The sequence below is a fragment of the Pigmentiphaga sp. NML030171 genome (assembly GCF_002188635.1).
Lineage (GTDB): Bacteria > Pseudomonadota > Gammaproteobacteria > Burkholderiales > Burkholderiaceae_B > Pigmentiphaga > Pigmentiphaga daeguensis.
Genome location: NZ_NINX01000024.1, coordinates 232774 through 259156 on the forward strand (window position 1 = coordinate 232774; position 26383 = coordinate 259156).

The window sequence follows — 26383 nt, forward strand, 5'->3', positions numbered from 1 at the left end:
AGGCAGGCATGACGCTCTACACCACGGACTACCTGGAGTATTACCTGACCCTGGTGGCTTGGGTGGTCAACAACGGCATCTGGAGCATTCTCGTGGCCAGCGGCGTGTTCGCGCTGCCGTTCGTGGCCATCGTGATCCAGGAGTGGCTCAATGCCCGCAGCGAAGGTGCGGACGAAGGCAACAAGGGCGTGCTGTCGTCGATGCGCATCGAGAACCGGGTGTGGGTGGCGATCGTGGTCATCATGTTCGCCGGCATCCCGTTCATCCCGGTGGATCTCGCCACGATCAAGTTCGACACCACGCGCTCCGCGCAATGCCAGGTCAGTGTCCCGCTGCCCAACGACACGGGCTGGTCCAACGTCTACACGGCGCTCAACGACCAGAGCGCGCTGGTGCCGGTGTGGTGGTTCTTCATGCACGCGCTGTCGAAAGCCGTGACGGCCTCCGCGGTGGCGGCGATTCCCTGCGGCACGGACCTGCGTCAGATTCGCATGGATGTGGATGCCACGCGCATCGACGATCCGGTGCTGGCACAGGAGGTCGCCGACTTCACGCACGACTGCTACGGGCCGTCGCGCGCCAAGCTGTTCATGAACCGGCCGACGCTCTCCGACGAGCAGATGAACGACGTCACCTGGATCGGGTCGAGTTACTTCCTCGACATGCCCGGCTTCTATGACACCTATCGCGCCAAGGCCCCACGCACGGCCTGGCCCTACGACGCGACCCGCGATGCGGGGCTGGCACAGGTGGACAGCGGCGGCGGCTATCCGTCCTGCCGGCAGTGGTGGGCCGATGGCGGCCAGGGACTGCGCAGCCGGCTGCTGGCACAGGTCGACCCGGACCTGCTGACCCGCATCGGGCGCTGGGTGGGCTTCCTGTCGCAGAGCGAGGTCAATGACTCGGTGATCCGCGCCGTGGTCTCGCCGAGGCAGCAGAAGATGAACCAGGGCACCGTCTACACCGACTACGGCGGCCAGATCGACAAGACGCTGCCGAACATCGTCACGCGCGGCGCGAGCGACCTGGGGCTGACCGTCGGCTCGCTGGGCTTTTTTCCGGCGATGGACGTGGTGCGCCAGGCGCTGCCGATGGTGCTGACCATGCTCAAGATGGCGCTGGTCATCTGCATCCCGCTGGTGCTGCTGATCGGCACCTACGACCTGAAGACGGTGGTGACGGTGAGCTGCGTCCAGTTCGCGCTGTTCTTCGTGGACTTCTGGTTCCAGCTCGCGCGCTGGATCGACAGCACGATCCTGGACGCGCTCTACGGCTGGGGGTTTGGCGCGGACAGGCCGCATACGAACTTCGATCCGTTGATCGGTTTGAACAACGCCTTTGGCGACATGCTGCTCAACTTCGTCATGGCGATGATGTTCATCGTGCTGCCGACGTTCTGGGTCATGGCACTCGGATGGGCAGGAGTTCGCGCTGGAAACTTCCTGGGCGGTCTCATCACTGGCACGTCCGATGCGAAGTCGGCTGGAGGTAGTGGCTCTCGCCTTGCGATGACGGCCGTATCGAAAGGTGCGGCGAAGTAAGGAGCACGTTCTCGCGTTGATGCGACAGCTACGGCTCGTCGGGATCGCCCATGTCGATCCGCCAGTCATCTTTGTCGTACAGGCCGACGCCCGAGTGTCCGTCTCTAAGTTCCGGCTGCTTCTCGTCGTCCTCATCGGCATTCCGCGCGAGCCATGCGGCGACCACCGCAAAGGCCAGCAGCAGGGCGAGCCAGGATACGGTGTAGAGCAGCACACCAAGCACGGCCAGCTTGACGATCCAGAGCACCGCCGTCGCCGCGCCTGCGGGCATCCCGCGCGTCACCAGCCAGCCGGTGACACGCTGCTCGCGGCGCAGGTATCCACGCCAGACACGGCCAGCCCCCCGGCCCAGCCGGTGGCTCCAGCGCCCGTTGTGCGTGTTGGTGGTCATGCTCATATGCCTCGGCTTCAGTGGTGCCTCACCTCGCGGAGCGGCCGGTCGTGGCCTGCCCTCCAGCATAGACCGCGATCAGGAGGGCGGGTTGCGGCCGGCAGAGCCGGGTTGGCTCGGGTCGCAGGTCGATTAGATTCTGCACGATAAATCAAACCTTATACTACTTTCCATGCACGTTCTTGCAATGGCTCTAGGGGTCGATTTGATTCTGTGTTATTTTTATAACATGGATGGAAATTCTAGGCACCAGGTAATCAAGCGGCTGCAGGCGGGACTCCCCCGCGGGGCGCCGTTCGACCTTGCCACCCTGAGCCAGTTCGGGGTGTCGCCCCAGCTCGCCGCCCACTATGCCGACGGCGGGTGGCTCGTGCGCCTGGCCCACGGCGTCTATGCCTTCCCGAACGATGAATTCGGGGTCTACGGTGCGCTGAAGTTCCTGCAACAGCGCGTGCCCGGCCTGCACGTTGGCGGCAAGAGCGCCCTGGCCCTGCAGGGCGTGCGGCACAACCTGGGCAGCCGGGAGACGCTGGTGCTGTGGGGCGACGGTCGTTTCGCGTTGCCGGCCTGGTTCACCTCGCGCTTTCCGGCCCGCTACGTCCACGCCCGCCTGTTCGACTGGCCGGACACGGCGCTGGCCAGCAAGACCCTGACCACGCCGCCTGGCCTGCCCGAGGATCTGCGGGTGGCTGCCTCCGAGCGAGCCGTTCTGGAGCTGCTGTACGAAGCCGGCGTCAAGCAGAGCCTCGAAGAGGCCCGCAACATCTTTGATGGACTGCGTTCCCCCCGCAAGGACTTGCTCGGGCAACTGCTGTCCTGCTGCGCCAGCGTGAAGGCCGTGCGCCTGTTCCTCACCTGGGCGCGCGAGACCAGCCTCGTGGATGTCGATGCCCTGCTGGAGCAGTACCCGGTTCGCACCGGCAGCAACACGCGCTGGATGAGCCGGCTCGATGACGGCACCTTGCTGAGCCTGAGACCTCATGGATAAGACCTACGCGGACACCGTTCGCCTGCTGCTGGCCGTCGCGCCCGATGTGTTCGCCAACGACATCTTCGCCATGAAGGGCGGCACGGCCATCAACCTCTTCGTGCGGGACATGCCGCGCCTGTCGGTGGACATCGACGTGGTGTACCTCCCGTGGCAGACGCCGCGCGACGAAGCGCTGCAAGCCATCAACCAGGAGCTGGCCGCCATCGCCACGCGCGTTGCGCCACTGGGCGTGCAGACACGCCTGGTTCGCGCCAAGGACCTGGGAGACACCAAGCTGATCGTCGAGAACGACGCCAGCCAGGTGAAGATCGAGGTCAATGTCGTGTTCCGCGGCAGCGTGCTGCCCGTCGAGCGGCGGCCGCTGAGCGCCAAGACCAGCGATCTGTTCGGCGTCGAGTTCGAGCTGCCGGTTCTGGCACCGGACGAGCTGTACGCCAGCAAGCTGGTGGCCGCGCTGGATCGACAGCACCCCCGCGACCTGTTCGACGTGTGGCAGCTCTACGAATCGGGCGACATCAGCGACGGCATGGTCGAGTGCTTCGTGGTCTATTTGGCGGGTCACAACCGGCCACCCCACGAAGTGCTGTTCGGCAACGACAAGGACATCGCCGGCGAGTACGAGCGGGCCTTTGTCGGCATGACCGAAGTGGACTGCTCCCTGGAGACACTGCTCGACGCTCGCGCCACGCTGCGGCGCGAGCTGCCACGGCGACTGAGCACCGCGCACAAGCAGTTTCTGAGCGGGCTGGCGCGCGCAGAACCGGACTGGTCGCTGGTGCAGTGCCAGCACGCCGCGCAACTGCCGGCACTGCGCTGGAAGCTCGCCAATCTCGAAACCTTCCGCAAGCGCCGTCCCGACGACTTCGCAGCGCAATCCGCCGCCCTCGACACCGGCTTGGGCCAGAGCTGACGAACATCCCGCAGCGCCCCACTTGCCGGGATTGCCCCATGCCGCATTCATCGTGGCACCCGCGAAGCAGCGGCCCTATACCCAAAGGCTTCCGACAAAGGCCAAAGGGCTGGGAAGGGGCAAAGGAAGGGTGCCAAGGGGAAAGGCCCTATCCTGAAAAGGCCAAAAGGCGCCCCGAGCAGCCCGTCATCCGGGGTTCGCCATGCTCTCGCTGTTCCAGCGCAAACGGGTGCCACCCACCACCGGCACACCGCCCACCTCCGCCATCGAAACTCCGAAAGGGTTGATGCGGCCGGAGTCGGCCGCATCGCTGCTGGCCACGCCGCGTCGGCAGAAACTGCTGGAGCACATCTGGCAGCGCACATCGCTCTCGCGCCGACAGTTCGCCACGCTCTACCTCGCCCCACTGGAACGCTACGCCGAGCTGGTCCAGCAGTTCCCGGCCTCCGAGAGCCACCACCACGCCTATCCGGGCGGCATGCTGGACCACGGCCTGGAGATCGTCGCCTATGCGCTGAAATTGCGGCAGTCATACCTGCTGCCTGCGGGCGTCACGCCGGAGGCACAGGCGGCCCAGGCCGAGGCCTGGACCGCAGGCACGGCCTACGCGGCCCTGCTGCACGACATCGGCAAGATTGCGGTCGATCTGCACGTCGAGCATGCCGACGGCAGCGTTTGGCATCCCTGGCACGGCCCGCTGCGAAAGCCCTACCGCTTCCGTTACCGAAAGGAGCGTGAGTACCGCCTGCACAGCGCCGCCACCGGGCTGCTCTACGCGCGCCTTCTCGATCGGGACATCTTCGACTGGCTCAGCGGCTATCCCGACCTCTGGGCCGCGCTGCTGTACGTGCTGGCCGGCCAGTACGAGCATGCCGGCACGCTCGGCGAACTGGTCGTGCAGGCCGACCAGGCATCGGTCGCCCAGGAACTCGGCGGCGATCCCAGCAAGGCGCTGGCGGCGCCCAAACATGCGCTGCAACGCAAATTGCTCGACGGCTTGCGCTACCTGCTCAAGGAAGCGTTCAAGTTGAACCAGGCCGGACCGGCGGACGGTTGGCTGACACAAGACGCCTTGTGGCTGGTGAGCAAGACCGTCTCCGACAAGCTGCGCGCCCATCTGCTGTCGCAGGGCATCGACGGCATCCCGGCGAGCAACACGGCGGTGTTCAACGTGCTGCAGGATCACGGCATCGTGCAACCGACGCCGGATGGCAAGGCGATCTGGCGGGCGACCATTACGAGCGAAACCGGCTGGTCGCACGCCTTCACCTTCCTGAAACTCTCGCCGGCGATGATCTGGGATGCCGCCGACCGGCCGGCGCCGTTCGCAGGCCGTGTGCAGGTCGAAGAGGAACAGGCGGAGCCGCCGCCGCTAGCGCCGGCGGTGGCCGATGGGCCGCGCGTGGAAGGTACCGAAGCTGCACCCGCGAGCACGGCGCCGATCGCATCCATAGCCACGGACACCGGCGTGGCCGCGCTGCTCGATCTGCTCGGCGACACCGCTCCGCCCACAACACCGGAGACCCCGAGTTGTCCTGTCGCCGAGCCCGAGCCGGCCCCTTCGACCGTGCCCCACGCCACAGATGAGCCTCGCGCCTTCCCAGGATCGCACGGAGCCCTCCGGGGCGCACTTCATGGCCTGGCTGCGCCAGAGCATCCAGACGCGCAAGCTCATCATCAACGACGCCAAGGCCCTGGTGCATACCGTCGCCGGCACGACCTATCTCGTCAGCCCCGGCGTGTTCCAGCGCTACGCGCAGGAGTACCTTCAAGTCGCCGCGCTGGCCAAGCAGGAGAAGCTGGAGGGGTGGCAGTGGGTACAGAAGCGCTTCGAGAAGCTGGGACAGCACCGCAAGCAGCCGAGCGGGCTGAACATCTGGACCTGCGAAGTCACGGGGCCGCGCAAGTCGCGCCGGCTGCACGGCTACCTGCTCGTCAGCCCGGATACGCTGTTCCAGGAGACGCCGCCAGACAACCCATACCTGCGGCTCCTCAACGAGGCCGCAAAGCGCGAAGATTCAGCCCTTGGGGGCAAGGACGACGATCAGGCGTAGGCATGCGACCGCTGTGCGGGCCGGCTTCAATCTGCGGATGGGGCCGACTCCGCCAGCTTGGCTTCGGTCAGAGTCATCAAGTGGGCGGAACTGCATTTCAGCGCACGGGCAATCTTGAGGATGAGAGGGAGCGTGGGGACATGCTCGCCGCGCTCGATCTTGCCCATGTGCGACCGTTCGATGCCGGCCATGTGGGCCAGCGTTTCCTGAGCTATACCCTGGTTGGTTCTTTCTTCCCGCACGGCAGCCCCAAACGCGATGGCTGGTTCCGCTTCGTAGGTAGTGGTGCCGGTGGGGCGGCCCCTTTGGATCGAACGCTTTGGCATTGCCAAGAGCGTCGAACACGGTCACGATTTAAACCACGTTAAACTTAACTCATTCAACGGCTTCGAGATCAGTTGCCACGAGTTCACCGCCTTGGGGGAGCTGGACGTGGAATCGAGTGACATCACCGCCGAAATTCGCATGGCCGTCCTCGGCGAATGGGTGCCTCCCCAGCTCGCCGACGTGCTCGCCCTGCAGCGTGCCGAAGAGCCGGAGACCCATGCCGTCCTGGCCGGATGGACAGATCCCGTTCGAGGCGCGGAGCTGCCGGGCGACGGCTTCGACTTCGCCTTGTCTGCGGTTGCCCGGCAGTGGCCTGGCTGGGTATGCGAGCCGCTGTGGCATGACACGCTGGCGGTCGCCGTGGCCAAGCGCTCCCACCTGCTGGCCTACCGTGAAGTGCCGTGCGAGGAAGTGCTCAAGCAGCCCTTGATCTGCTCGCAGTCCACGGCCGATGAACCATGGCGCATGACCGTGCAGCGCGTGTTCGAGAACGCGCTGCAGGAGCGGGAGCAAACGGTGGAGACATTCGATGTGGCGATGACGCTGGTTGCCGCCGGGTACGGGATCGCCATTGCGCCTGCCGCGAGACTGGCGAGCTACCTACGCCGAGGCATCGCCGTGCGGCCGCTGGCCGGCGCACCAACGATCGTGATGGCTTACCTGCTGCGCCGCAACGCTTCCTTGTCGGACACCCAGGCAAGATTCGCCCGCCGCGCGCGCTTGGTGTCCTGACAGACGCGCGGGAATCGCGGTTTCGCCACGATCCCGCATTCCTGCTGCTATGCGACCCCGACTCGCGGCGGGGTCCATTCGCTTTCCTTCACGGCTGTGCTCACTGCCATGACGAGCTTGTCGAGATTGCTGGCCGTCACGCCCTCCAGTGCCGAATGCCCCCGCAGCATCGAGCGCGGTTGCAGCAGTGCATGGTAGATCTGCCAAGGGTCCGCACCCCTGGTCAACTTCAGGACGGACTGGATCAGCTCGTGCTTGAGTGGGTCGAGGTGCCAGTCCGGCACGCGCTGGCCGCGGTTGCCTACGTTCAACGCCAGCAAGTTGCCCGCCTTGATCTCGTAGCTGATCCACCTGCGGGATTTGCCCGCCATCTTGGCAAACGCCGCGACGGGAAGGTTGTGCGGCGCCTCGAAGACATCGAACAGCTCCATCCTCTCGCGCTGAATGTCCGAAGGCACCAGCGGCGCGGCCGATCGAGGGGGCGGAACCGCCGGCAGCCGATGTGCGGCGGCAGAAACCAACGGCATGGCGTCGCCCGGCTTCGTCACGAGCAGGATTGGCGAAGCGGCAACCGGCGTAGAGGGGGCGCTTGCGGTTTGCTCACTCGGGAATGCGGGCACGCCTTCCAGATGCACGGTGAGCGGCATGCTGGCCGCCTCGACCTGGTTCTGCTCGAAGAGGTCGAGCCGATCGGCCCAGTCCTGCATCATGCGGCGACGCTGCTCCACGTACTCGGCATGGTTGTAGGTCGCGCTGACCTTGTTGGGATCGACATGCGAGAGCTGTGCATCCACCCAGACCTTCGGGTAGCCGATCTCGTTGAGCGCAGTGGACATCGTGCCGCGAATACCGTGTCCCGTCAGGCGTTCCTGATAGCCCATGCGCTTGAGCGCACCATTGAGCGTGTTCTCGCTGATGCGCTTCTTCAAGTCGCTGTCGTGCCGGAACAGGTGGCGCTGGGCCGGCTTGAACTCATCCAGCAGGTGCCGGACGATCTCCATGGCCTGAATCGACAGCGGCACGATGTAGGGCGGGATGTCCTTTGGCTGTTGCCGCTTCTTGCGCATATCCAACTGGAGTTGCTTCACGACGTCGGGCGGGATGATCCACAGCCCACGGTCCAGATCGAATTGATCCGGCGTCGCCTGTCGCAGCTCTCCGGTTCGCACGCCGGTCAGCAGCAATAGCCGCAGCCCGAGCTGGGTCTGCCGCCTGCCGCGATAGCTGCGTAGCCGCTGCAACAGCTTCGGCAGCTCGGCCATGCGCAGGAACGGGTTGTGATTGACGGGTGGCAGTGGCAGCGCCACCACATCGAGATCGGAGGCGGGGTTCTGTTCCAGGCCCGGCACGATCACCAGCGCGTAGCGGAACAGTTGGTTGAACCACGTCCTGACTTTCTCGGCGACGGAGAGCGCCTTGCGCTTCTCGATCTTGGCGATCACCTCCAAGAGGTCGGGACGCTTGATCTCATAGACCGACCGCTTGCCCAAGGCGGGCAGCACATCCTTGTCGAAGATGCGCGGAAGTATCGAGAGGGTCGTCTGCCGGCCTTCCTTGAGGCTGAGCCCGCGATGCTTGAGCCACTTGCGATACACCGCCTCGAAGGTGTTTTCGTCGGCGAGCCGGACAGCAGTGCGCTTCTGCTTGCGGTGAACGCGAGGATTGGTGCCTTTGGCTAGCAGGGCGCGCGCTTCGTCGCGTAGGCTGCGGGCCTCGCGAAGCGTCACCTCCGGGTAGGTGCCGAGCGACATCCGCTTCTGCTTGCCCGCCCAGTAGTAGCGGAAGTGCCAAGTCCTGCCCCCTGCAGCCGTGACGGCCAGGGAGAGGCCATCCAAGTCAGGGAGGGTGTATGCCTTGCCTGTTGCCTTGGCCTGTCGAACGGCCAGGTCTGAGAGTGCCATGCTCTTGCTCCTGAACATGAGTCAGGAACCAGATGCTGGTCACGTCGACCTCGCCCCTCCATCAACAATCCGGAACCAGCTGCGCCCGCAAAAATGGACTTGTTTGTGGACTTAAAAGTCCCGACTGTAGGCGGATCGCAGTGGACCACGGCAGAACGTCAAAGAGAGGAAAAGTCCTTGTGCGGCAACGACTTGCAGACTCTCTTGGACTTCTGCGGAAGTCCGCAGAATGATGCAGTGGAGCGGGTGAAGGGAATCGAACCCTCGTATGAAGCTTGGGAAGCTGCCGTTCTACCATTGAACTACACCCGCCTTGGATGCCCGGGCTGACCGCCTGGACGGAAGGCACTACCGCCAGACGCGGCAGGACTGCAATTCTAAGCCCGAATTCGAAGGCCGGCAAATAAGGGGCAAGCCCTCATATTGTAGATTGTAGTTATTCTCACTTGCCTGGACGCCCCACCACGCGGCATCCCCTGCCTGCGCCCTATCCATCCCGATGACCGCCCCGCCCTCCCCCGTCAACACCTCCACCGGCGTCCTGCTCAACGTCGCCTCCTCGGCGCTGTTCGCGCTGATGTCCGCGTACACCACCTTGCTGCGCCCCCTGGACGGTGCGGCCATCTACGGCTGGCGCATGTTGCTGACCGTTCCGGCGCTGACGCTGCTCGTCCTGGCCATGGGGCGCTGGCATGAGATCCGCCAGCTTGCCGCGCGCGTGCGCCGCGAGCGGTTCTTCTGGGCGCAGCGCGTGCTGTCGGCGACCCTGCTCGGCGCGCAGCTCTGGCTGTTCATGTGGGCGCCGGTCAACGGCCACGGGCTCGACGTGTCGCTGGGGTATTTCCTGCTGCCGATCGCGATGGTCGCGCTGGGACGGCTTGTCTTCAAGGAGCGCATCAGCCGGATGCAACTGCTGGCCGGGGGACTGGCGCTCGCGGGCATCGTCTATCAGTTGGCGATCGTCGGTACCGTTTCCTGGCCCGCGCTGCTGGTGTGCCTGGGCTACCCGGGCTATTTCTGGCTGCGCCGCGCCACCCATACCAATACCCTGGGGTCGCTGTGGCTGGACATGACGCTGGGCCTTCCCGTCAGCGTGTTCTTCGTCCTGCAGGGCGGCTATGCGCTGCCGGCGGACGCGCCGCCCGGCCTGCCATGGCTCATCCTGGGCCTGGGCATCATCAGTGCCTCGGCGCTGGGATTGCAGGCGCTGTCGGCGCCCAAGCTGAACGTGACGCTGTTCGGCCTGTTGATCTATGTGGAGCCGGTCCTGCTGGTCGTCGTCGCCGCGGGAGTGCTGGGCGAATCCATTGCTCCCGCGCAGTGGCCGACCTATCTGGCTATCTGGATGGCGGTGCTGGTCCTGGTGGCCGAGGGAGGGATCGCCTTGGCACGTCATCATCCGTCGTCTCGACTGTCCTGAACAATCGATCAATTCATGTAAATTTTCGGATTCCCAAATGAAATCTCCTGGCATAGAGTGCGGCGGACAAGAAGGCTCCGCACCATTTCGCCGCACGCACAAGATCGACAACGAGCGCGGCGCCACACCAAAGGAGAAGTCATGGGATACCCCCTTCCCGCACGCGCCGCATTGCCTCTCGCGCTTGCCCTGGCCGCCTCGCTCGCGGCCTGCGGTGGCGGCGACGGTGACAGCGGCGGCGGCGGAACGCCGCCCGCCCCGCCGGGGCCCGCTGCCCGCGCCTGCCAGCTGGAAAGCTTCGCCGATGTCAGGATCCCCGCGGCGCGCATCACGGCGGTATCGTCCGTTCCCGCCGGCACCTATCGCCCCTCCGACAGTCGCCAGGACCTGAATGATGTTCCCGCGTTCTGCCGCATCGACGCCGTGGCCACGCCCACGGCCAGTTCGCGGATCAATTTCCAGCTCTGGGTGCCCGAAGGCGCATCCTGGAACGGCAAGCTGGTCGCGACCGGCAATGGCGGCTACAGCCCGGCGCTGAGCTACGGCGACATGGCCTACGCCATGCGGCAAGGCTATGCCGTCCTGGGCGGCGATACCGGCCATCAGACCGAAGACATGCTGTGGGGTGTGAGCAATCCCGAGAAAATCATCGATTGGGGCTCACGGTCGATCAACGCGATCACGGTCGCCGGCAAGCAGTTGCTGACCGAGCTGCGCGGCACGGCGGCCCGTCGGGCCTATTACCTGGGATGCTCCACGGGCGGCCACCAGGGATTCGCCGAGGCGCAGCGCTACCCCGAGGATTTCGACGGCATCATCGCCGGCGCGCCGGGCAATAACCGCACGGCCCTGAACATCGAGTTCATGTGGCGCTTCCGCTCCAACCGTCCGGCCAACGACAACCTCACGCAGTTCCTGACGCCGGCCAAACTGCGGCTCATCACGGATCGCGCCGTCGCGGCGTGCGACACGCTGGATGGCGTGGCGGACGGCGTCATCGACGATCCTCGCGCGTGCACCGCGGACAAGTTCGACGTCGCCAGCCTGCTGTGCACCGCCGGCGATGCCGCGGACTGCCTGACGTCCGACCAGCTTGGCGCCGCTCGGAATATCTACCAGGGTCCGCGCAACCCCCGTACGAAGGCCCAGCTCTATCCCGGCTGGCCGGTAGGCAGCGAGTCGGGCTGGTCGGGCTACATGGGATCGACCGAACCGGTGCGGGCCGATTTCTGGCGCTACTGGGTTTTCGACGATCCGCAGTGGAACTGGTGGACATTCGATTTCGACCGCGACGTTTCGTACGCGTATGCGAAGATCGCGCCACTGGTCGACCAGACCAGCGCCGACCTGTCGGCATTCAAGTCCAGGGGCGGCAAGCTGATGGTCTACCACGGCTGGAGCGACCCGGTGGTCAGTGCCTACGACAGCATCGGCTACTACGATCGCGTACTCGCCGCGCAAGGAACCCAGGCCGCGCTCGATGAGTTCTACCGGCTCTTCCTGGTTCCCGGCATGGGCCACTGCAGCGGCGGCCCCGGCGCCACCACCTTGCGCGCGGATGGAGATGCGGCTCCGGATCCGAGCCGCGACATTCTGGCTCTCATGGACCGGTGGGTGGAACAAGGCAAGCCGCCGGACGACTTCGTCGCCTCGCGCATGGCGGAAGGATCGGTACGAAGAACCCGTCCGCTGTGCGCCTATCCCAAACAGGCGGCCTATCGGGGAACGGGCGACCCGGATGATGCGGCGAGCTACATCTGCCGCTAAGGGCCGCGCGGGGCCGCGGCCCCGGCCCCGGCCTTCGGAGCCCGCTAGGCGGGAACGGGTTCCGCCCGCTCCCGCCGGCGCATGAACAACACGGCCAATCCGAAGCTCAGCGCCAGCGTGGGAAGGGCCGACCCCAGCGCGGTGCTGGCGAGCGGCAGCAGATGATAGAACGCAATGCCGCCGATCCAGATCAGCACGGCCTTGACCCTTACCGCGGGCGCCTGCCGCAGCAGCCGGTTGGCGTCGGCGCCCAGGCCCAGGGTGCCCAGCATGACGCCGAACAAGGGCACGAAGCAGGAACTTAGCAGGAGCAGGAACGGCTCCAGGCTGTGCATGGGCAGCACCATCGCCAACAGGCAGCAGGCTGAAGCGATCAGCAGCCCCCAGCGGCGGATGCTCCAGCGAGGCGCGATGCCGTGCGCCGACACGGAAGCCGAATAAGTGTCGCCATAGGCGTTGTCGACTTCGTCGATCAGCACCAGGGACAGCGCGATCAGGCCGCCCTGGGCCTGCAGCAGGGCCATGATCAGGTCCTGGCTGGGCAGCGTCAGCGCGACCAGCACGCCCAGGCCGTAGCACCAGATGTTGGCCACGGCATAGCCGGTCCAGGCGCCCGTCAGCGCCGAACGGCCGCTCTTGCCGTGGCGCGCGTAGTCGGCCACCAGGGGCAGCCAGCTGATGGGCATGGCGATCACGAGATCCAGGGCGGACAGCGCGCTCATGCCGCCCGAACCGCTTCGGTTCCAGAAGGCAGCCAGGCCCTGGCCGTGCGCCATGGACAGGAACTGCCAGCTCAGCCACAGCAGCGAAAGCACCACCAGCGGCAGGGCCACCCGCGAGACGATGCGGCGCACCAGGCGCACCATGGAGCCGCCGATGAGCAGCAGGATCACCGCGCCCCAGAGCAGCGTGGCCAGGTAGGGCCAGTAACCGGCGGTCATGGCGCCGCCATGGCGGCCCACGGCGACCGTGGCATCGCGCATCACCACCAGCTCGAACGCACCCCAGCCCAGCAGTTGCACGATATTCAGAAGGATGGGCAGGCGCGCGAAGCTGCGCCCGTACACAGCCACCATCAGCCCGGCGCTGGACAGGCCGCTGCGGCAGCCGATCTGCGCAACCCAGCCAAGCAGTCCCGCGCCCAGCACGGAACCCAGCACGATGGCCAGCAAGGCTTGCGAAGGGCTCAGGGCCGGCAGCAGGTACGAGCCCATCTGCATGACCAGCAGCCCCACGCCCAGGCTGAACCAGAGGGAGGCATGGTCATGCCATTGGAAGACACGCAGTTCGCCGGGCACGGCGGCAAGCGCTTCGTTGCCGTTGCCGGCGGAGGAGGGTGACGCGTCAGTCATGAATGTTCGCTCGAATCCAGGCCACTCCGGCCATGATAGCGAACAAGCCGCTTTCCCCCTACCTGCGCCTGCGCACAGTGCTCGGGGCAGGCAACTCCTCCTTCCGGCAGGCGCTATAGTCGCGCCACCAGCATCGACGGCGGCGCGGCTGGCGCCGGCCGCCGCGCCCAAGACGCCGGGGCGTGCGGCTGGCCGTCTCCCGCCACCACCTTCCCCGGATTCATGATCCCCAGCGGATCCAGCGCGGCCTTGATCGTGCGCATCAGCGCGATTTCGGTGGCGGAGCGGGAATAATGCAGGAACGGCCGCTTGTGCAGCCCGACCCCGTGCTCGGCAGCGATGGAACCGCCTCTTGCCTGCACGCAACCGTAGACCGTTTCCTCGATCTCATGCACCGGCAGCGGCCGGTCGTCCACCTGCACGATGAAGTGGACGTTGCCGTCGCCGGCATGGCCGAAGGCGATGTTGCGCAGAGATGGCCAGCGCGCGCGCAGCCGCTCGCGACAGGTCTGGACGAAGTCGCCGATCTGCCCGGTGGGCACGCTGATGTCGAACCCCACGCGCGGCCCGAGCGCGGGCAGGAAGTCGCTGCCGGATTCACGCAGCTCCCAGAAGGCCTGGGTGTCGCGCAGCGACCGGGCCAGCGCGGCATCCTCGACCAGTCCTTCCTCGACGGCCGCCTCGATCAGGGCGGTGAACTGGTCGACGTCCTTGTCCGGCTCGAAGCCCGAGGACTCGACCAGCAGGTACAGCCCATGGCCCGGGGACAAGGGCACGGCCCCGCGCCCCTGGCGCGCGGCATGCGCCAGCGCCAGTTCGTAGAACTCCGGCCACATGACCTCGAACGCCGACAGCGCCGGACCAAGCCGCTCGCGGGCCAGGCGCAGCAGGCGGCTGGCCGCGGCGTAATCGGCCAGCGCGCACAGCGCGGTGTTCTGGCTGGCGGGCCGGGGCGCCAGGCGCAGCACCAGGCGGGTAATGACGCCCAGGGCGCCCTCGCTGCCGATGAACAGCTGCTTCAGGTCGAAGCCGGCATTGTTCTTCTGCATCTTGTTGAGCGAGGACACGACGCTACCGTCGGGCAGCACCGCCTCCAGCCCCAGGACCAGGTCGCGCATCATGCCGTAGCGCAGCACGCGGTTGCCGCCCGCGTTGGTGGCGGCGTTGCCGCCTATGCTGCACGAACCCCGCGCGCCGATGTCCAGCGGGAACAGCCAGCCGGCCGCATCGGCCGCTTCCTGCACGCGCTGCAATGGGGTGCCGGCCAGCACGGTCAGCGTGCCGGCCTGCGCATCGGTTTCCTCGATGCCCTGCATGCGCTGCAACGACAACAGCACGCAGCCGCGCACCGGCGTGGCGCCGCCGGACAGCCCGGTCAGGCCGCCCTGCGGCACGACGGGCACGCGCAGGCGGGAGCAGCAGGCCAGCAGGCGCGAGACCTCGTCGGTCGTACGCGGCAGGGCCAGCGCCAGCGGCTCGTCGCCGGCTCCCGCCGCCACGACCCAGTCGCGCAGATGGCGTTCGGGAATGTCGGCCGCGGCGCGGACGACTTCGTCGCCCAGCGCCGCCCGCAGTTCGTCCAGGGCCCGCATCAGTGGCGATGTCCGGACATCAGATGGCGACCTTGTTGGCGGACTCGTGCCAGGGGATCATCATCTTGCGCAGCGAACCGACGGCAAAATACAGCGAGAAGCCGATGGCCGCCAGCAGCAGCACCACCGCGAACAGCGTATCGACCTCCAGTTCCTGCAGCTTGATGGTGGCCAGGTAGCCCAGACCGCGCGTGCCGGCCACGAACTCGCCCACCACCGCGCCGATGATGGCCAGCACGATGGCCATTTCCATCCCGGTCAGGATATAGGGCAGCGAACTGGGAATGACCAGCAGGCGAAAGCGCCGCGATTGCCTAGCGCGGCCCACGGTGAACACCTCGGACAGCCCGCGGTCCACCGATTTCGCGCCCAGGTAGCTGTTGGCGAACACGGGGAAGAAGGCCAGCACCGCCGAGACGATGATCTTGGACTCCAGCCCGAAGCCGAACCACAGGATGAACAGCGGGATCAGCGCGACCTTGGGCGTGACCTGCAAGGCGATCACGAAGGGCTTGAACACGGTGTCGAGAATGGCGACGCGGCCCAGGAGCTGTCCGACGATGGTGCCGAACACGATGGCGAACAGGAAGCCCCCCAGGCACTCGGTCAGCGTGATGCCCAGGTGGTAATAGGTGTCGGTGGAACCGAGCAGGCGGAACAGGGCCACCACCACCAGCTCGGGCGCCGGCAGCACCAGCGGCGAGACGTCGAAGAAATGCACGTATCCCTTCCAGATCAGGAAGAAGGCCACGACGGCGGATACTTGTAGCGCGAGTCGTTTCATGTCGGGTCAGAGCTCCAGCTTTTTCCGGATGTCGCTGCACAGCTTGCCGAACTCGGGCGAGCCCAGGGCTTCGGTGCGGGGACGCGGCAGGTCGATCTTGAATTCGGCCACCACGCGGCCGGGGCGGGCCGACATCACGATCACCCGGTCGGCCAGGTGCACCGCTTCGCTGATCGAATGGGTGATCAGCAGCGCGGCGAATCCCTGCTCGGTCCAGATGCGTTCGGTATCGGCGGTGATCTGCTCGCGCGTGAGCGCATCCAGCGCACCGAACGGCTCGTCCAGCAACAGCAGTTCGGGATCGGTGAACAGCGCGCGCGCCACCGAGGCACGCTGCTTCATGCCGCCCGACAGCTCGGACGGACGGCGCTTCTCGAAACCGGTCAGGCCGACCAGCTTGCACAGCGCCAGCGCGCGATCGACGTCGGCGGCCGAGGCCCGGCCCTGCATGAGCCGCGGCAGCATGATGTTCTGCTCGATGCTGAGCCAGGGCAGCAGGCGATGGTCCTGGAACGCCACGCCCATGCGCGGCGCCTGGCCGTCCCGGCCCCAGTCGATCCGGCCCTCGGTGGGCTCTTCCAGGCCGCACAGGATGCGCAGCAGGGTCGACTTGCCGCAGCCCGAAGGCCCGACGATGGCGACGAACTCGCCCGCGCCGATGGATTGGCGGATGCCCTCCAGGGCCTGGACGGTACCCGACTTGGTGTCGAAGCGCTTGGACACGCCGTCCACGCGGACCACCGGTCCGCGGCCGGCGTTCAGCGCGTGCACGTTACCGGCCGGCGGTACCGCGCGCACGATGTTGTCAGCCATTGGCGGCCTCCCAGATGTCGTTGGTGTACAGCGGCTTGGTGGTCGGCTGCTTGAGCAGGCCGGCCTGGCGCAGCAGCGACTCGCCCTCGGTCCACTGCGCCTCGTTGCAGCGCAGGACCTGCTTGGGGTTCGCGGTCGCCCACAGCTCGCGGTTGGCGCGCATGTCGGCCAGCGCGATCGGCGTGTTGTCCGATCCGGGAATGTCGTACTTGCCGCGCATCAGGGCGACGGCCTTCTGCAGCGCCGCGTCGTCCATCGCGATCAGTTCCCGGGCCGAGCGATAGGCGGCGCGCAGGAAGGCGACGTAGGCGTCCTTGTTGGCGGCCAGTTCGGCTTCCTCGGCCACGTAGACTTGCCCCGGCACGCCGTCGTCCATCTGCATGGTCGAGACCGGGAAGTTCTGGGCGGTCAGCCGGATGGCGGAACTGGCGTTGCCCAGGAAGCCCTGCACGCGCTTGGACTGAATCATGCCGAAGGACGCGGCCGAATCGGCAACGCGCTCGCGGCGCACCGACTTGGGATCGATCTTGGCACGCATCAGCATCAGGTCGAGCGTGGCCTCCATCGAGCCGCCCGCCGATTGCACGCCGATGACCTTGCCCGCCAGGTCCTGGGGCGTGCGGATCGGGGCGTCCTTGGACGAGATCACCGCGAACGGCGAACGCTGCGCGATGGTGGCGATGGCAATGACCGGGGCATTGCTGTTGACGCGCGCCATCATGTAGTTGGCGCCGCCGGTGCGGCCGGTCTGCACCTGCTTGGCCGCGGTCAGCTGGACGACCTGGGCCGCGCCGCGCCCGGCCTCGATCTTCAGGTCCAGGCCTTCCTTGGCGAAATAGCCGGCCACCGATGCATACAGCACCGGCGAGAAGGCCAGCGAGAACGACGACGGCGTCAGGAAGGTCAGCTTGCCCTTGCCCTGGGCGTGCACCACGGACACGAGGCCCGGCAGCGGCAACAGCGTGGCGGCAGCGGCAGCCGCGCTGCCGAGGAATTCACGACGTTTCATGAAAGGACTCCAGTTGCGGCCGCCGGCATCGCGGCGGCCAGGCCTGGCGCGGGAGGCATCCCGCCGGCAAGTGGGAGGAAAACCGGGGAGACCGGTTTGTACCATATATAAAACGATGGTTTATATATGGCATAAATACATAGTAGGTCACACTTGGACACGGGTCTATGGGGCAAACCCGAATTCAATCAGTCGCATGACTGATCATCCATGACCATCAATCCGTTACCGACCTGACTCGGAGCTTGCCGCACCGCCGTCCCAGACCGACTAAAATCGCGCCATGAATATCGTATTGAACGGGGAATCGCGCACCATCGAGGCCTCCTCGGTGGCCGATCTGATCCAGGCGCTGGGCTACGCGGGCAAGCGCGTCGCCATCGAGCGCAACGGCGAGATCGTCCCGCGCAGCGCGCACCAGCACACCCTTATCGCCGATGGCGACCGGCTCGAAATCGTCGTCGCCGTGGGCGGAGGCTAGGATCACGATGAACATGACCACTCCCTCTCCCGCCCTGCCGCTGCCGGCCGATCCGGCCCTGGCCGCCGGGGAACTGCCCAAGGCCGCCCGGCCGGGCACGCACATCCGCAGCTTCGTCCACCGCCGCGGCCACATCACGCTCAGCCAGAAGGAAGCGCTCGAGACACTGATGGATACCTGGTCCCTGCCCTATACGGACCGGCACATCTCGTTCGCCCAGGTCTTCGGCCGCGAGGCGCCCACGGTGCTGGAAATCGGCTTCGGGATGGGCGAAACCACGGAAAAGATCGCCTTGGCCCAGCCCGAGCGCAACTTCCTGGGCGTGGAGGTGTTCAACGCCGGCGTCGGCGCCATGCTCCGCCGCATCGAGGACTCGGCCCTGCGCAACGTGCGCATCATCCAGCACGACGCGGTCGAAGTCATGCGCGACATGATCCCGCCGGCTTCGCTGGCGGGCGTGCATATCTATTTCCCCGATCCCTGGCCCAAGAAGCGGCACCACAAGCGGCGCCTGATCCAGCCCGCCTTCGTCGAGCTGCTGGCCAGCCGTCTCGCGCCCGGCGCCTATCTGCATTGCGCGACCGACTGGCAGCCCTATGCCGAACAGATGCTGGAAGTGCTGAGCGGCGAGCCGCAGCTGTGCAATACCTGCGAAGGCTATGCCGAGCGCCCGGCCTGGCGGCCCCAGACCAAGTTCGAGACCCGCGGCCTGCGGCTGGGCCACGGCGTGTGGGACCTGATCTTCGAACGGCCGCCCGTCTCCCGCTATTCTCCCCGGGCCGATGCCTGACCGCCACGCCCGGACCTGACGGGGAACGGCGCCATGATACGGTCCATAGCCCGGGGGCTGGCGGTATTGCGCGCGATGAACGGGCGCATGCACTCCACGCTGGCGGACCTGCACCGGGACACGGGCCTGCCCAAGCCCACCGTCTTCCGCATCCTGGAAACCCTGCGCGACGAAGGCTACGTGCGCGAGGTCGACGCGCGGGGCAGCTACCAGTTGACCGGCAAGGTCCGCGACCTGAGCGACGGCTGCTCGGAGCGCCTGCTCATCGTGGACGCGGCCATTCCCTGCATGATCCGGGCCACGCGCCGGATCAAGTGGCCGCTGGGCCTGTCGACCCTGGACGGCGACCGCATGGCCGTGCGCTACAGCACCATGCCCTACAGTCCCCTGGCCTACCTGCCCACCACCTACGGCCGCCGCCATCCGATGACGCAATCCTCGGTCGGCCTGGCCTACCTGGCCTTCTGTTCGGAGCCGGAACGGCGCTTCCTGCTGCCCCAGGGAGCTCCCGCCGGACTCCTGGCCGTCCTGGACGCCACGCGGACCCGCGGATACGCGGTCCGGCAGGCGACCGTGGAATGGGACAGCGCGACCTGCGCCGTGCCGGTAGCCGAGGACGGCGAACTGCTGGCCGTGCTGAGCATGACCACCTTCGGCTCCACCATGACGCAGGGCTTCCTGGACCGCCACATCCCCATCCTGCAGCAGACCGTCCTGGAGATCCTGGCCGCGCAGGCGCCCCTGCGGCACGTGGATCAGGCCGACGAAGGCCCCAGCGCGCCGCTGCCGGCCAAGGCCTCGATCTCCTCCGCCGAATAACCGGCCTCGGCCAGGATCTCGGCGCCGTGCTCGCCCAGCTTGGGCGCCGGCCTGGATGGCACGTCGTCCCGGCCGCTCATGCGCGTGGGATCGGCCAGGTCCCACATCTTTCCTTCGGTGGGATGCTCGACCTCGCGCAACAGCCCCGAGGCCACGATGTGCGGATCCGTGCGCAGGCTGTCCAGCGTGTTGTAGGGCATGGCGGGGATGTCCGCTTCCTTGAGCAGCGCCAGCCATTCGGCGGTGGTGCGCCGGGCGATCGCCTCGGCCCGGATGCTGAAGTACTCCCGGCTATGGGCGGCGCGGGCCTGCTTGGTATTGAAGCGGGGATCGGTCTGCATCTCGGGATGCCCCATGACGCGCATCAGCGCGAAAGCCTGGGCATCGGTGTTGGTCGTCAGGCAGACGTAGCCGTCCGCCGTCTTGACGGGACTGGCCTGCGGGTCGATCAGGCGCAGGTCGCCGGGCGGCGAGAGCGGAGGCTCGAAAGTCGCGCCGTACAGATGCTCGCTAAGCATCAGGGCCGCCATGTTCTCGAACATGGGCACTTCCACGCACTGGCCCGCGCCGGTGCGTTCGCGCTGGAACAGCGCCATCATGACGGCGTTGAGCGCCATCAGGCCCACGGTGCGGTCGGCCACGACATAGGGCACGTAGCGCGGCTGGCCGGTCGCCATCTCGGATAGCGCGGCCACCCCCGCCCCGCCCTGGATGATGGAATCGTAGGCGGGCGTGTCGCGGTACGGGCCGGGGCCGAAGCCCACCATCGCGCAGTACACCAGCCGGGGATTCGCGCGCGCCGCGCTGTCGTAGTCCAGTCCCAGGCGCTCGACCGCTTGCGGCCGCATGTTGATCAGCAGCACGTCGGCGCGCGCGACCAGCCGCATCACGGCCTCGCGGCCCCGCGGCTGCTTCAGGTCCAGCACGATGCTGCGCTTGCCGCGGTTCAGGTGCAGGAACTTGCCCGACATGCCGGGCGTGGGGGAAGGCCCGGCGATCCAGCGGATGACGTCGCCATCGGCGGCCTCGACCTTGATCACGTCGGCCCCGTGGTCGGCCATGATCTTGGCGGCGTAGGGCCCGACCACCGCCGAGGTGAGATCGAGGACGCGAATGCCGGACAGGGCGCGCCGGGCGCCGGAAGCGGAATGATCGGACATGACGGAAGGCCGCGCTGCGCGGCCGGAAACGACGGACCTGCGCAGCATAGCCCCGCCGGACCGCGCCGTGCCGGGCTTTCTTGGGCTATTTCGGCAGACGAAACGGCGGCATCGCCGTTCCGGTCGGTTTCCCTAGTGGGCCGCCCACTGGATGGTGCTCAGGTCCACGCCGTCCTGGTACATCTCCCAGAGCGGGCTGAGTTCGCGCAGCTTGGCGACCTTGCCCTTGATCAGGTCGACGACGAAATCGACTTCCTGCTCGGTGGTGAAGCGGCCCAGCGTGAAACGGATGGAGCTGTGCGCCAGTTCGTCGCTGCGGCCCAGGGCGCGCAGCACGAAGGACGGCTCCAGCGACGCCGAGGTGCAGGCGGATCCCGACGACACGGCGACGTCCTTGATCGCCATGATGAGCGATTCGCCCTCGACGAAGTTGAAGCTCATGTTGAGGTTGTGCGGCACGCGGTGTTCGAGGCTGCCGTTCACGTAGACCTCCTGCATCTCGGACAGGCCGGCCAGCAGCCGGTCGCGCAGCTTGCCCACGCGCGCCGATTCCAGCGGCATTTCCAGCTTGGCCAGGCGGAAGGCCTCGCCCATGCCGACGATCTGGTGCGTGGCCAGCGTGCCCGAGCGCATGCCGCGCTCATGGCCGCCGCCATGCATCTGCGCCTCGATGCGCACGCGCGGCTTGCGCCGCACGTACAGGGCGCCTATGCCCTTGGGCCCGTAGAGCTTGTGCGCGGTCACCGTCAGCAGATCGACCGGGAAGGACTGGACGTCGATGGGCACCTTGCCCGCGCCCTGGACGGCATCGCAGTGGTACAGCACGCCGCGCTCGCGACAGAGCTTGCCGATGGCCTCCACGTCCTGGATCACGCCGATCTCGTTGTTGACCAGCATGACCGAGACCAGGATGGTATCGGGGCGGATGGCGGCCTCCAGGCGCGCGAGCGGCAGCAGGCCGTCCTCGTCCACGTCCAGGTAGGTGGCCTCGAAACCCTGGCGCTCGAGCTCGCGGAAGGTGTCCAGGACCGCCTTGTGCTCGGTCTTGACGGTAATGATGTGCTTGCCGCGCTCGGCGTAGAAATGCGCCGCCCCCTTGATGGCCAGGTTGTTGCCTTCGGTGGCGCCCGAGGTCCAGACGATCTCGCGGGGGTCGGCGTTCAGCAGCGCCGCGACGTGGCCACGCGCGGTCTCGACCGCTTCCTCGGCCTCCCAGCCGTAGGCATGGCTGCGCGAGGCGGGATTGCCGAACTTCTCGTACAGATAGGGCACCATGGCGTCGACGACGCGCGGATCGACCGGCGTCGTGGCGCTGTAGTCCATGTAGACGGGAAGGCGCATGGGGGCTTGGGGCATGTTTCGCTCCTGGAACGTGCGGTATTGCGGATGGCCGCCATAGTAGCCTGCCCCTCCTTCCCATAAGGTAATACCCCGGCTGCCAGCATTGACACCCGGGCCGGCGCGCTAGCCCAGCGACGCGACGAAGCGCCGTTCCCATTCCTCGCGCGGCATGAAGGTCGGGTCCTGGCGGCACAGGCGTTCGGTCTGCTCCAGCAGCACGGCATCGGACAGGTCGAGGTCGAGCGGATCGCCGTGCGGCTGGGCCACGTGATAGGGGGTGTCCATGTACACCTCGACGGTATTGCCCTCGATGTCCGAGAAATAGATGGACAGCGCGTTGCCGTGATTCAGGCCGCGCATGCCGGTCGCCCCTTGGGCCAGCGCGTCGCGCCGGATGCGGCGCAGGTCGTCGATGGCCTGGACCTTGAACGACATCTGCATCACGGTGCTGAAGGTGGCGTCGGCCGGCCGGCCCGAAGCCAGCACGAGCTGGTGGTGCTGTTCCGGCCGCGCGCTCAGGAAGACCAGGGTGTTGCGAAAGGTCGATCCCATGCCGCGGTCGGTCTCCTTCAGGCCGAATACCCGCGTATAGAAGGCCACCATGCGCTCCACGTCATGCACGTAGATGCCGAAATGGGACAAGCTGGGCAATGCCGTTACCGCCATGGGTTTCTCCCTTATCCGTCTATCGTCAGCGCAGGCCGTCCCGGCCCTGTACGTCCCGGGCCGCCAGCCCGCCCAGCCGCGCATGGACGCGCCCTCCCGTGGCCATCGCCAGGCCGAACAGGATCTCGTCGCGCCGCGGCGCATCCCACAGGGTCATCTCGGCCACGCCGAAATGACTGCGAACGAAAGCGGCCTGGGTGTGACCCAGGGGGATCATCAGCCGCGTCCCCGCGTGGCCTATCGTCTTGGCGGCAGGCACGATGGCCTTGCGCTCGCCCAGCACTTCGCGCATGGCCCAGCCTCCCGCCTCGTGCCAGACGGCGCCATGCTCCAACTCGCCATCCTCGCCCACGATCGCGCCTTTGCCATAGGCCTCCACGCTCGCCGCCCCGCCCAGCGCATCGGCCAACCGGATCGACAGGCTGCGCCCCAGCTCGCGCAGCGCCTGCATGAAAGGCAGCAGGTCGGGTTCGTAGCGGCCGGCGTAGGGATTGGCCACCACGGCCAGCGCCGTGCCCACGCGCAGCGGCGTCGCCGCCGCGGGGCCGCGCTCGTGCAGGATGGTTTCGATGGACAACTGGGTCTTGCGGACGGCGACGAGCGACATGAGGATTCCTAGGATGTCAGGGAGTCAGGATGATCTTGCCCATGGTTTCGCCGGCATCCAGGATGCGATGGGCGTCGCGCACGGCATCCAGCGGCATGCGGGTGGCCGCGGGGGGTGCGATGCGTCCGGCGGCCATCAGACCGATCAGGCGTTCCGTGGCCTCGCGCCGCGTCGCGCGATCATGGTCGAAGCTATGGATGGAGAAACAGCGCAGGGCCAGGCTGCGACCCACGAGCTTGCGCAGTTCCCCGAAGATTTCCGGCTGCGGCGGCCCGCCCACGATGTTGTAGGACACGGCCATGCCGAAGGGAGCCAGCGCGTGCAGGCAGTCCACCAGGATGCCCGCGCCGATGTGATCCAGTGCCAGGTCCACGCCTTCGCCGCCGGTCAGCGCCATGACACGCTCGGGAATGGCGTCCCGCAGGCGGTCGATCACGTGCGTGGCTCCCATGGCGGTGGCGAAGGCCGCCTTCTGGGCGGAACTGACCACGCCGATGACCTCGCTGCCTTGCAGCCGGGCGAGCTGGATCACCGCCGAGGCAACGCCGCCGGCGGCACCGGTGAGCAGGACGCGACGCGCCCGCACACCGGGATTGCAGCGATTCAGCAGTGCGTCGGCCATCAGGAAGTTGGGCAGGCTGAGCGCGGCCTCGAAGGAAATCGAAGCAGGAAGTTCGAACGGCGCATCGGCCGGCACGCAGATCGCCTCGGCATAGCAGCCGCCGCGCTGGACCAGCTCCCGCGCGCTGACCAGCACGCGGCGGCCCACCAGCCCCGGCGCGACGCCCTCGCCCACCGCGTCGATCACGCCGGCCATCTCTCCTCCCGGCGTCGCCGGCAGCGGCGGCATCCATTTGTAGGTGCCATTGCGCATCAGCACGTCTGGGCGACCCACGCCTATGGCACGCGCCGCGACCCGGACCTGCCCCGGCCCGGGCGTGGGCTCCGGAACGTTGGAGATGACGAGCGCCTCGGGTCCGCCGGGCTGGAAGATCTGCACGATTTTCACGGTTACTGTGCCTTGAAGTCGAAGGGTCGGCGCAGTTTGGAGCCGGGGTATGTTCTTGTCCCTGGCCACGGCCAGGTAGCGATCGATCTCGCCCGCGATGCGGCGCTTCATCGCGTCCGGGGAACCCGGGGCGACCTCTCCGCCCATCTGCTCCAGCCGCGCCCGCACCTCGGGCGCCGCCAGCGCCTTGCGCAACTCGGCGTTCAAGCGCTCCACCACGGCGGCCGGCGTCCCCGCCGGCGCGGCCAGGCCGGCCCATGAACTGACGTCGAAGCCCGCGAAACCCGACTCGTCCAGCGTGGGCACGTCCTTGAGCCCGCTCCACCGCTCGCGGCTGGTGACGGCCAGCACGCGTATGGTCCCGGCCTTGAGCTGCGGCACCGCCACGGTGGCCGTATCGATGACGAAGTCCACCTCGCCGCCCAGCATGCCGGTCAGCGCCGCGGCGCCGCCGCGATAGGGCACGTGCAGCAGCGGCACTCCCGCCTGGGAGGCAAGCAGTTCGCCCGTCAGGTGCTGGGTCGTGCCCACCCCGGCGGACCCGTACGTGACGCCGCCGGCGCGCTGCTTCATCGCCCGCAGCAGGTCGCCCATGTTCCGATAAGGCGCATCGCGCCTGACCATGAGGAAAAAGGGAAAATTCATCACGGTCGAGATCATCGAAAAATCGTTGACCGGATCGAAACCCAGTTTGTCGCTGAGCGCCCCGGCCACGCTGTGCCCGCCCATGAGCATGACCAGCGTATGGCCATCGGGAGCCGACTTCGCCACCGCCTGCGAGGCGATGTTGCCGCCCGCGCCGGTACGCGGTTCTATCACGACGGGCACGCCCAGGTTCCTGGCCATTTCCTGGCCGACCACCCTGGAAATGATGTCGGCATTGCCGCCCGCCGCATAGCCATGCACGATGCGCACGGCCTGCCCCGGCTGCGGAAAATCGCCGGCGTGCGCGTGTCCCGCGGCGGCCAGGCAAACGCCCGCCGCCAGTGTCCAGATGCGCATGATGTCTCCTCCTGGTTCTTGTAGGAATGGATCAGGCGCCGGCTGCGCGGGCGGCGCCCCCGGGGCGCGCTACTCGTCCATGACGGGGTTCACCAGCTCTCCGATCCCGGTCACTTCGACGCGCACGCTGTCTCCCTGCTTGAGCAGCAGCGGCGGCGTGCGCTTGAAGCCGATTCCGCTGGGCGTGCCGGTGGCCAGGATGTCGCCCGGATTCCAGGGCAGCGCCTGCGACACATAGGCGATCAGGTGGGGAATGTCGAAAGCGAGCTCGTCCAGCCGGCCTTCCTGGACCTGCTCGCCGTTCACGTAGGTGCGCAGTTCCAGCCTGCGGTAGTCGGGGATCTCGTCCGCCGTCACCATCCAGGGGCCGAGCGGTCCGCTGGCGGCGAAGTTCTTGCCCATGCCGTATTGATGGGTGTGGAACTGCCAGTCGCGCACCGACGCGTCATTGAAGATGGTGTAGCCCGCGACGTGGGACATGGCGTCGCCGGGCGCGATATGCCGCCCGCCCTTGCCGATCACCACGGCCAGTTCGCCCTCGTAGTCGAACTGGTCCGACACGCGGGGCCGCAGCAGCGGCTGCCCGGCGCCGACCAGGGTGTCGGCGAACCGATGGAAGATGACCGGATGCTTGCCCACCGTACGTCCTGCCTCGGCGGCATGGGCCACGTAGTTGATGCCCACGCAGATGATCTTGCTGGGCTCGGGGATGACGGGCATCAGCCGGACCTCGGTCAGCGGAAAATCCGCCGCCAGCCGGGCCGACAGCGCCCGGGCCTCGTCCTGCATGCCGCGCGCCAGCAGCGTGCGCAGGTCGGGGGCATCCAGCCGGCCCCCCAGCTCCACGATGCCGCCATCCTTGGCGACGCCGTAGCCGGCACGGCCATTCCTGAGAAAAGAAACGAGTCGCATGCGCCCTCCTTT

At 67.2% G+C, this 26383-nt stretch carries 23 protein-coding genes, 1 tRNA gene and 1 pseudogene; 10 read left to right on the forward strand and 15 right to left on the reverse strand.

Annotation, left to right across the window (positions count from 1 at the left end):
* The first annotated feature begins 8 nt into the window (after positions 1-8).
* On the forward strand, positions 9-1541 hold the full coding sequence (locus CDO46_RS07310) for a conjugal transfer protein TraG N-terminal domain-containing protein (protein ID WP_087837875.1): 1533 nt from the start codon (positions 9-11) through the stop codon (positions 1539-1541).
* Between the two features lie 28 nt (positions 1542-1569).
* On the opposite strand, the gene CDO46_RS07315 is transcribed toward CDO46_RS07310, so the two are convergent.
* Positions 1570-1938 carry a DUF3742 family protein gene (locus tag CDO46_RS07315; RefSeq protein WP_165963168.1) on the reverse strand — a complete coding sequence of 123 codons (369 nt, stop codon included), beginning with the start codon at positions 1936-1938 and terminating at the stop codon, positions 1570-1572.
* Between the two features lie 223 nt (positions 1939-2161).
* Between CDO46_RS07315 and CDO46_RS07320 the strand changes: the two genes are divergently transcribed.
* The 3 genes and pseudogenes from CDO46_RS07320 (at position 2162) to mobH (ending at position 5887) form a co-directional block, all read left to right on the forward strand.
* Complete coding sequence (locus tag CDO46_RS07320; protein ID WP_164926676.1) at positions 2162-2920, forward strand: type IV toxin-antitoxin system AbiEi family antitoxin domain-containing protein; 759 nt, start codon at positions 2162-2164, stop codon at positions 2918-2920.
* On the forward strand, positions 2913-3833 hold the full coding sequence (locus CDO46_RS07325; protein WP_087837878.1) for a nucleotidyl transferase AbiEii/AbiGii toxin family protein: 921 nt from the start codon (positions 2913-2915) through the stop codon (positions 3831-3833). The genes CDO46_RS07320 and CDO46_RS07325 overlap by 8 nt, the downstream gene beginning before the upstream one ends.
* Positions 3834-4035: 202 nt before the next feature.
* Positions 4036-5887, forward strand: a pseudogene (gene mobH / locus CDO46_RS07330) (MobH family relaxase).
* Positions 5888-5913: 26 nt separating this feature from the next.
* On the opposite strand, the gene CDO46_RS07335 reads toward mobH, so the two are convergent.
* Positions 5914-6213 (reverse strand): helix-turn-helix domain-containing protein, encoded by a 300-nt coding sequence (locus tag CDO46_RS07335; RefSeq protein ID WP_003282197.1) that lies wholly within the window; start codon positions 6211-6213, stop codon positions 5914-5916.
* Between the two features lie 106 nt (positions 6214-6319).
* On the opposite strand from CDO46_RS07335, the gene CDO46_RS07340 reads away from it, so the two are divergent.
* A complete protein-coding gene (locus tag CDO46_RS07340; protein WP_031754972.1) occupies positions 6320-6946 on the forward strand; it encodes a substrate-binding domain-containing protein in 627 nt (208 codons plus the stop codon).
* 47 nt (positions 6947-6993) lie between these two features.
* Here CDO46_RS07340 and CDO46_RS07345 read toward each other — a convergent pair whose 3' ends face one another.
* Positions 6994-8847: an integrase arm-type DNA-binding domain-containing protein gene (locus tag CDO46_RS07345; RefSeq protein ID WP_087837879.1), complete on the reverse strand. Its 1854-nt coding sequence runs from the start codon at positions 8845-8847 to the stop codon at positions 6994-6996.
* Between the two features lie 238 nt (positions 8848-9085).
* A tRNA-Gly gene (locus CDO46_RS07350) sits at positions 9086-9159 on the reverse strand.
* Between the two features lie 187 nt (positions 9160-9346).
* Between CDO46_RS07350 and rarD the strand changes: the two genes are divergently transcribed.
* Both rarD and CDO46_RS07360 read left to right on the forward strand, forming a co-directional pair.
* Positions 9347-10267, forward strand: a complete 921-nt coding sequence (gene rarD, locus CDO46_RS07355; protein WP_087837880.1) for an EamA family transporter RarD — start codon at positions 9347-9349, stop codon at positions 10265-10267.
* A gap of 141 nt (positions 10268-10408) precedes the next feature.
* Entirely contained in the window at positions 10409-12034 is a 1626-nt protein-coding gene (locus tag CDO46_RS07360) for a tannase/feruloyl esterase family alpha/beta hydrolase (RefSeq protein ID WP_087837881.1), read from the forward strand.
* A 44-nt stretch (positions 12035-12078) separates the two neighbouring features.
* On the opposite strand, the gene CDO46_RS07365 is transcribed toward CDO46_RS07360, so the two are convergent.
* From CDO46_RS07365 to CDO46_RS07385, 5 genes are all read right to left on the reverse strand, one after another.
* Entirely contained in the window at positions 12079-13386 is a 1308-nt protein-coding gene (locus tag CDO46_RS07365) for a cytosine permease (protein ID WP_087837882.1), read from the reverse strand.
* Between the two features lie 113 nt (positions 13387-13499).
* Complete coding sequence (locus CDO46_RS07370; RefSeq protein WP_087837883.1) at positions 13500-14978, reverse strand: FAD-binding oxidoreductase; 1479 nt, start codon at positions 14976-14978, stop codon at positions 13500-13502.
* A 19-nt stretch (positions 14979-14997) separates the two neighbouring features.
* Entirely contained in the window at positions 14998-15762 is a 765-nt protein-coding gene (locus tag CDO46_RS07375) for an ABC transporter permease (protein WP_087837884.1), read from the reverse strand.
* A gap of 6 nt (positions 15763-15768) precedes the next feature.
* Complete coding sequence (locus CDO46_RS07380; RefSeq protein WP_087837885.1) at positions 15769-16575, reverse strand: ABC transporter ATP-binding protein; 807 nt, start codon at positions 16573-16575, stop codon at positions 15769-15771.
* Positions 16568-17584 (reverse strand): ABC transporter substrate-binding protein, encoded by a 1017-nt coding sequence (locus tag CDO46_RS07385; protein WP_176400675.1) that lies wholly within the window; start codon positions 17582-17584, stop codon positions 16568-16570. Before CDO46_RS07385 ends, CDO46_RS07380 begins: the two co-directional genes overlap by 8 nt.
* A gap of 283 nt (positions 17585-17867) precedes the next feature.
* On the opposite strand from CDO46_RS07385, the gene thiS reads away from it, so the two are divergent.
* From thiS to CDO46_RS07400, 3 genes are read left to right on the forward strand one after another with little or no spacing between them, the layout of a single operon-like run.
* Positions 17868-18065 carry a sulfur carrier protein ThiS gene (gene thiS / locus CDO46_RS07390; RefSeq protein ID WP_087837887.1) on the forward strand — a complete coding sequence of 66 codons (198 nt, stop codon included), beginning with the start codon at positions 17868-17870 and terminating at the stop codon, positions 18063-18065.
* Between the two features lie 7 nt (positions 18066-18072).
* On the forward strand, positions 18073-18855 hold the full coding sequence (gene trmB, locus CDO46_RS07395) for a tRNA (guanosine(46)-N7)-methyltransferase TrmB (protein WP_176400676.1): 783 nt from the start codon (positions 18073-18075) through the stop codon (positions 18853-18855).
* A 33-nt stretch (positions 18856-18888) separates the two neighbouring features.
* Positions 18889-19674 carry a helix-turn-helix domain-containing protein gene (locus tag CDO46_RS07400; RefSeq protein ID WP_087837889.1) on the forward strand — a complete coding sequence of 262 codons (786 nt, stop codon included), beginning with the start codon at positions 18889-18891 and terminating at the stop codon, positions 19672-19674.
* On the opposite strand, the gene CDO46_RS07405 is transcribed toward CDO46_RS07400, so the two are convergent.
* From CDO46_RS07405 to CDO46_RS07430, 6 genes are all read right to left on the reverse strand, one after another.
* On the reverse strand, positions 19611-20834 hold the full coding sequence (locus tag CDO46_RS07405; protein ID WP_087837979.1) for a CaiB/BaiF CoA-transferase family protein: 1224 nt from the start codon (positions 20832-20834) through the stop codon (positions 19611-19613). The genes CDO46_RS07400 and CDO46_RS07405 overlap by 64 nt on opposite strands.
* A 132-nt stretch (positions 20835-20966) precedes the next feature.
* On the reverse strand, positions 20967-22190 hold the full coding sequence (locus tag CDO46_RS07410; protein ID WP_279818588.1) for an IscS subfamily cysteine desulfurase: 1224 nt from the start codon (positions 22188-22190) through the stop codon (positions 20967-20969).
* Positions 22191-22298: 108 nt separating this feature from the next.
* Positions 22299-22841, reverse strand: a complete 543-nt coding sequence (locus tag CDO46_RS07415; protein ID WP_087837890.1) for a VOC family protein — start codon at positions 22839-22841, stop codon at positions 22299-22301.
* A gap of 25 nt (positions 22842-22866) precedes the next feature.
* Positions 22867-23448, reverse strand: a complete 582-nt coding sequence (locus CDO46_RS07420; RefSeq protein WP_087837891.1) for an amino acid synthesis family protein — start codon at positions 23446-23448, stop codon at positions 22867-22869.
* A 16-nt stretch (positions 23449-23464) separates the two neighbouring features.
* Entirely contained in the window at positions 23465-25459 is a 1995-nt protein-coding gene (locus CDO46_RS28620) for a tripartite tricarboxylate transporter substrate-binding protein (RefSeq protein ID WP_254914567.1), read from the reverse strand.
* Between the two features lie 69 nt (positions 25460-25528).
* Positions 25529-26371, reverse strand: a complete 843-nt coding sequence (locus CDO46_RS07430) for a fumarylacetoacetate hydrolase family protein (RefSeq protein WP_087837892.1) — start codon at positions 26369-26371, stop codon at positions 25529-25531.
* Between the last annotated feature and the right edge of the window lie 12 nt (positions 26372-26383).

Coding starts and splice junctions, on each gene's coding strand:
- CDO46_RS07310 (WP_087837875.1), top strand. CDS start 9: ATGACGCTCTACACCACGGACTACCTGGAGTATTACCTGACCCTGGTG.
- CDO46_RS07315 (WP_165963168.1), bottom strand. CDS start 1,938: ATGAGCATGACCACCAACACGCACAACGGGCGCTGGAGCCACCGGCTG.
- CDO46_RS07320 (WP_164926676.1), top strand. CDS start 2,162: ATGGATGGAAATTCTAGGCACCAGGTAATCAAGCGGCTGCAGGCGGGA.
- CDO46_RS07325 (WP_087837878.1), top strand. CDS start 2,913: ATGGATAAGACCTACGCGGACACCGTTCGCCTGCTGCTGGCCGTCGCG.
- CDO46_RS07335 (WP_003282197.1), bottom strand. CDS start 6,213: ATGCCAAAGCGTTCGATCCAAAGGGGCCGCCCCACCGGCACCACTACC.
- CDO46_RS07345 (WP_087837879.1), bottom strand. CDS start 8,847: ATGGCACTCTCAGACCTGGCCGTTCGACAGGCCAAGGCAACAGGCAAG.
- rarD (WP_087837880.1), top strand. CDS start 9,347: ATGACCGCCCCGCCCTCCCCCGTCAACACCTCCACCGGCGTCCTGCTC.
- CDO46_RS07360 (WP_087837881.1), top strand. CDS start 10,409: ATGGGATACCCCCTTCCCGCACGCGCCGCATTGCCTCTCGCGCTTGCC.
- CDO46_RS07365 (WP_087837882.1), bottom strand. CDS start 13,386: ATGACTGACGCGTCACCCTCCTCCGCCGGCAACGGCAACGAAGCGCTT.
- CDO46_RS07370 (WP_087837883.1), bottom strand. CDS start 14,978: ATGCGGGCCCTGGACGAACTGCGGGCGGCGCTGGGCGACGAAGTCGTC.
- CDO46_RS07375 (WP_087837884.1), bottom strand. CDS start 15,762: ATGAAACGACTCGCGCTACAAGTATCCGCCGTCGTGGCCTTCTTCCTG.
- CDO46_RS07380 (WP_087837885.1), bottom strand. CDS start 16,575: ATGGCTGACAACATCGTGCGCGCGGTACCGCCGGCCGGTAACGTGCAC.
- CDO46_RS07385 (WP_176400675.1), bottom strand. CDS start 17,584: ATGAAACGTCGTGAATTCCTCGGCAGCGCGGCTGCCGCTGCCGCCACG.
- thiS (WP_087837887.1), top strand. CDS start 17,868: ATGAATATCGTATTGAACGGGGAATCGCGCACCATCGAGGCCTCCTCG.
- trmB (WP_176400676.1), top strand. CDS start 18,073: ATGAACATGACCACTCCCTCTCCCGCCCTGCCGCTGCCGGCCGATCCG.
- CDO46_RS07400 (WP_087837889.1), top strand. CDS start 18,889: ATGATACGGTCCATAGCCCGGGGGCTGGCGGTATTGCGCGCGATGAAC.
- CDO46_RS07405 (WP_087837979.1), bottom strand. CDS start 20,834: ATGTCCGATCATTCCGCTTCCGGCGCCCGGCGCGCCCTGTCCGGCATT.
- CDO46_RS07410 (WP_279818588.1), bottom strand. CDS start 22,190: ATGCCCCAAGCCCCCATGCGCCTTCCCGTCTACATGGACTACAGCGCC.
- CDO46_RS07415 (WP_087837890.1), bottom strand. CDS start 22,841: ATGGCGGTAACGGCATTGCCCAGCTTGTCCCATTTCGGCATCTACGTG.
- CDO46_RS07420 (WP_087837891.1), bottom strand. CDS start 23,448: ATGTCGCTCGTCGCCGTCCGCAAGACCCAGTTGTCCATCGAAACCATC.
- CDO46_RS28620 (WP_254914567.1), bottom strand. CDS start 25,459: ATGCGCATCTGGACACTGGCGGCGGGCGTTTGCCTGGCCGCCGCGGGA.
- CDO46_RS07430 (WP_087837892.1), bottom strand. CDS start 26,371: ATGCGACTCGTTTCTTTTCTCAGGAATGGCCGTGCCGGCTACGGCGTC.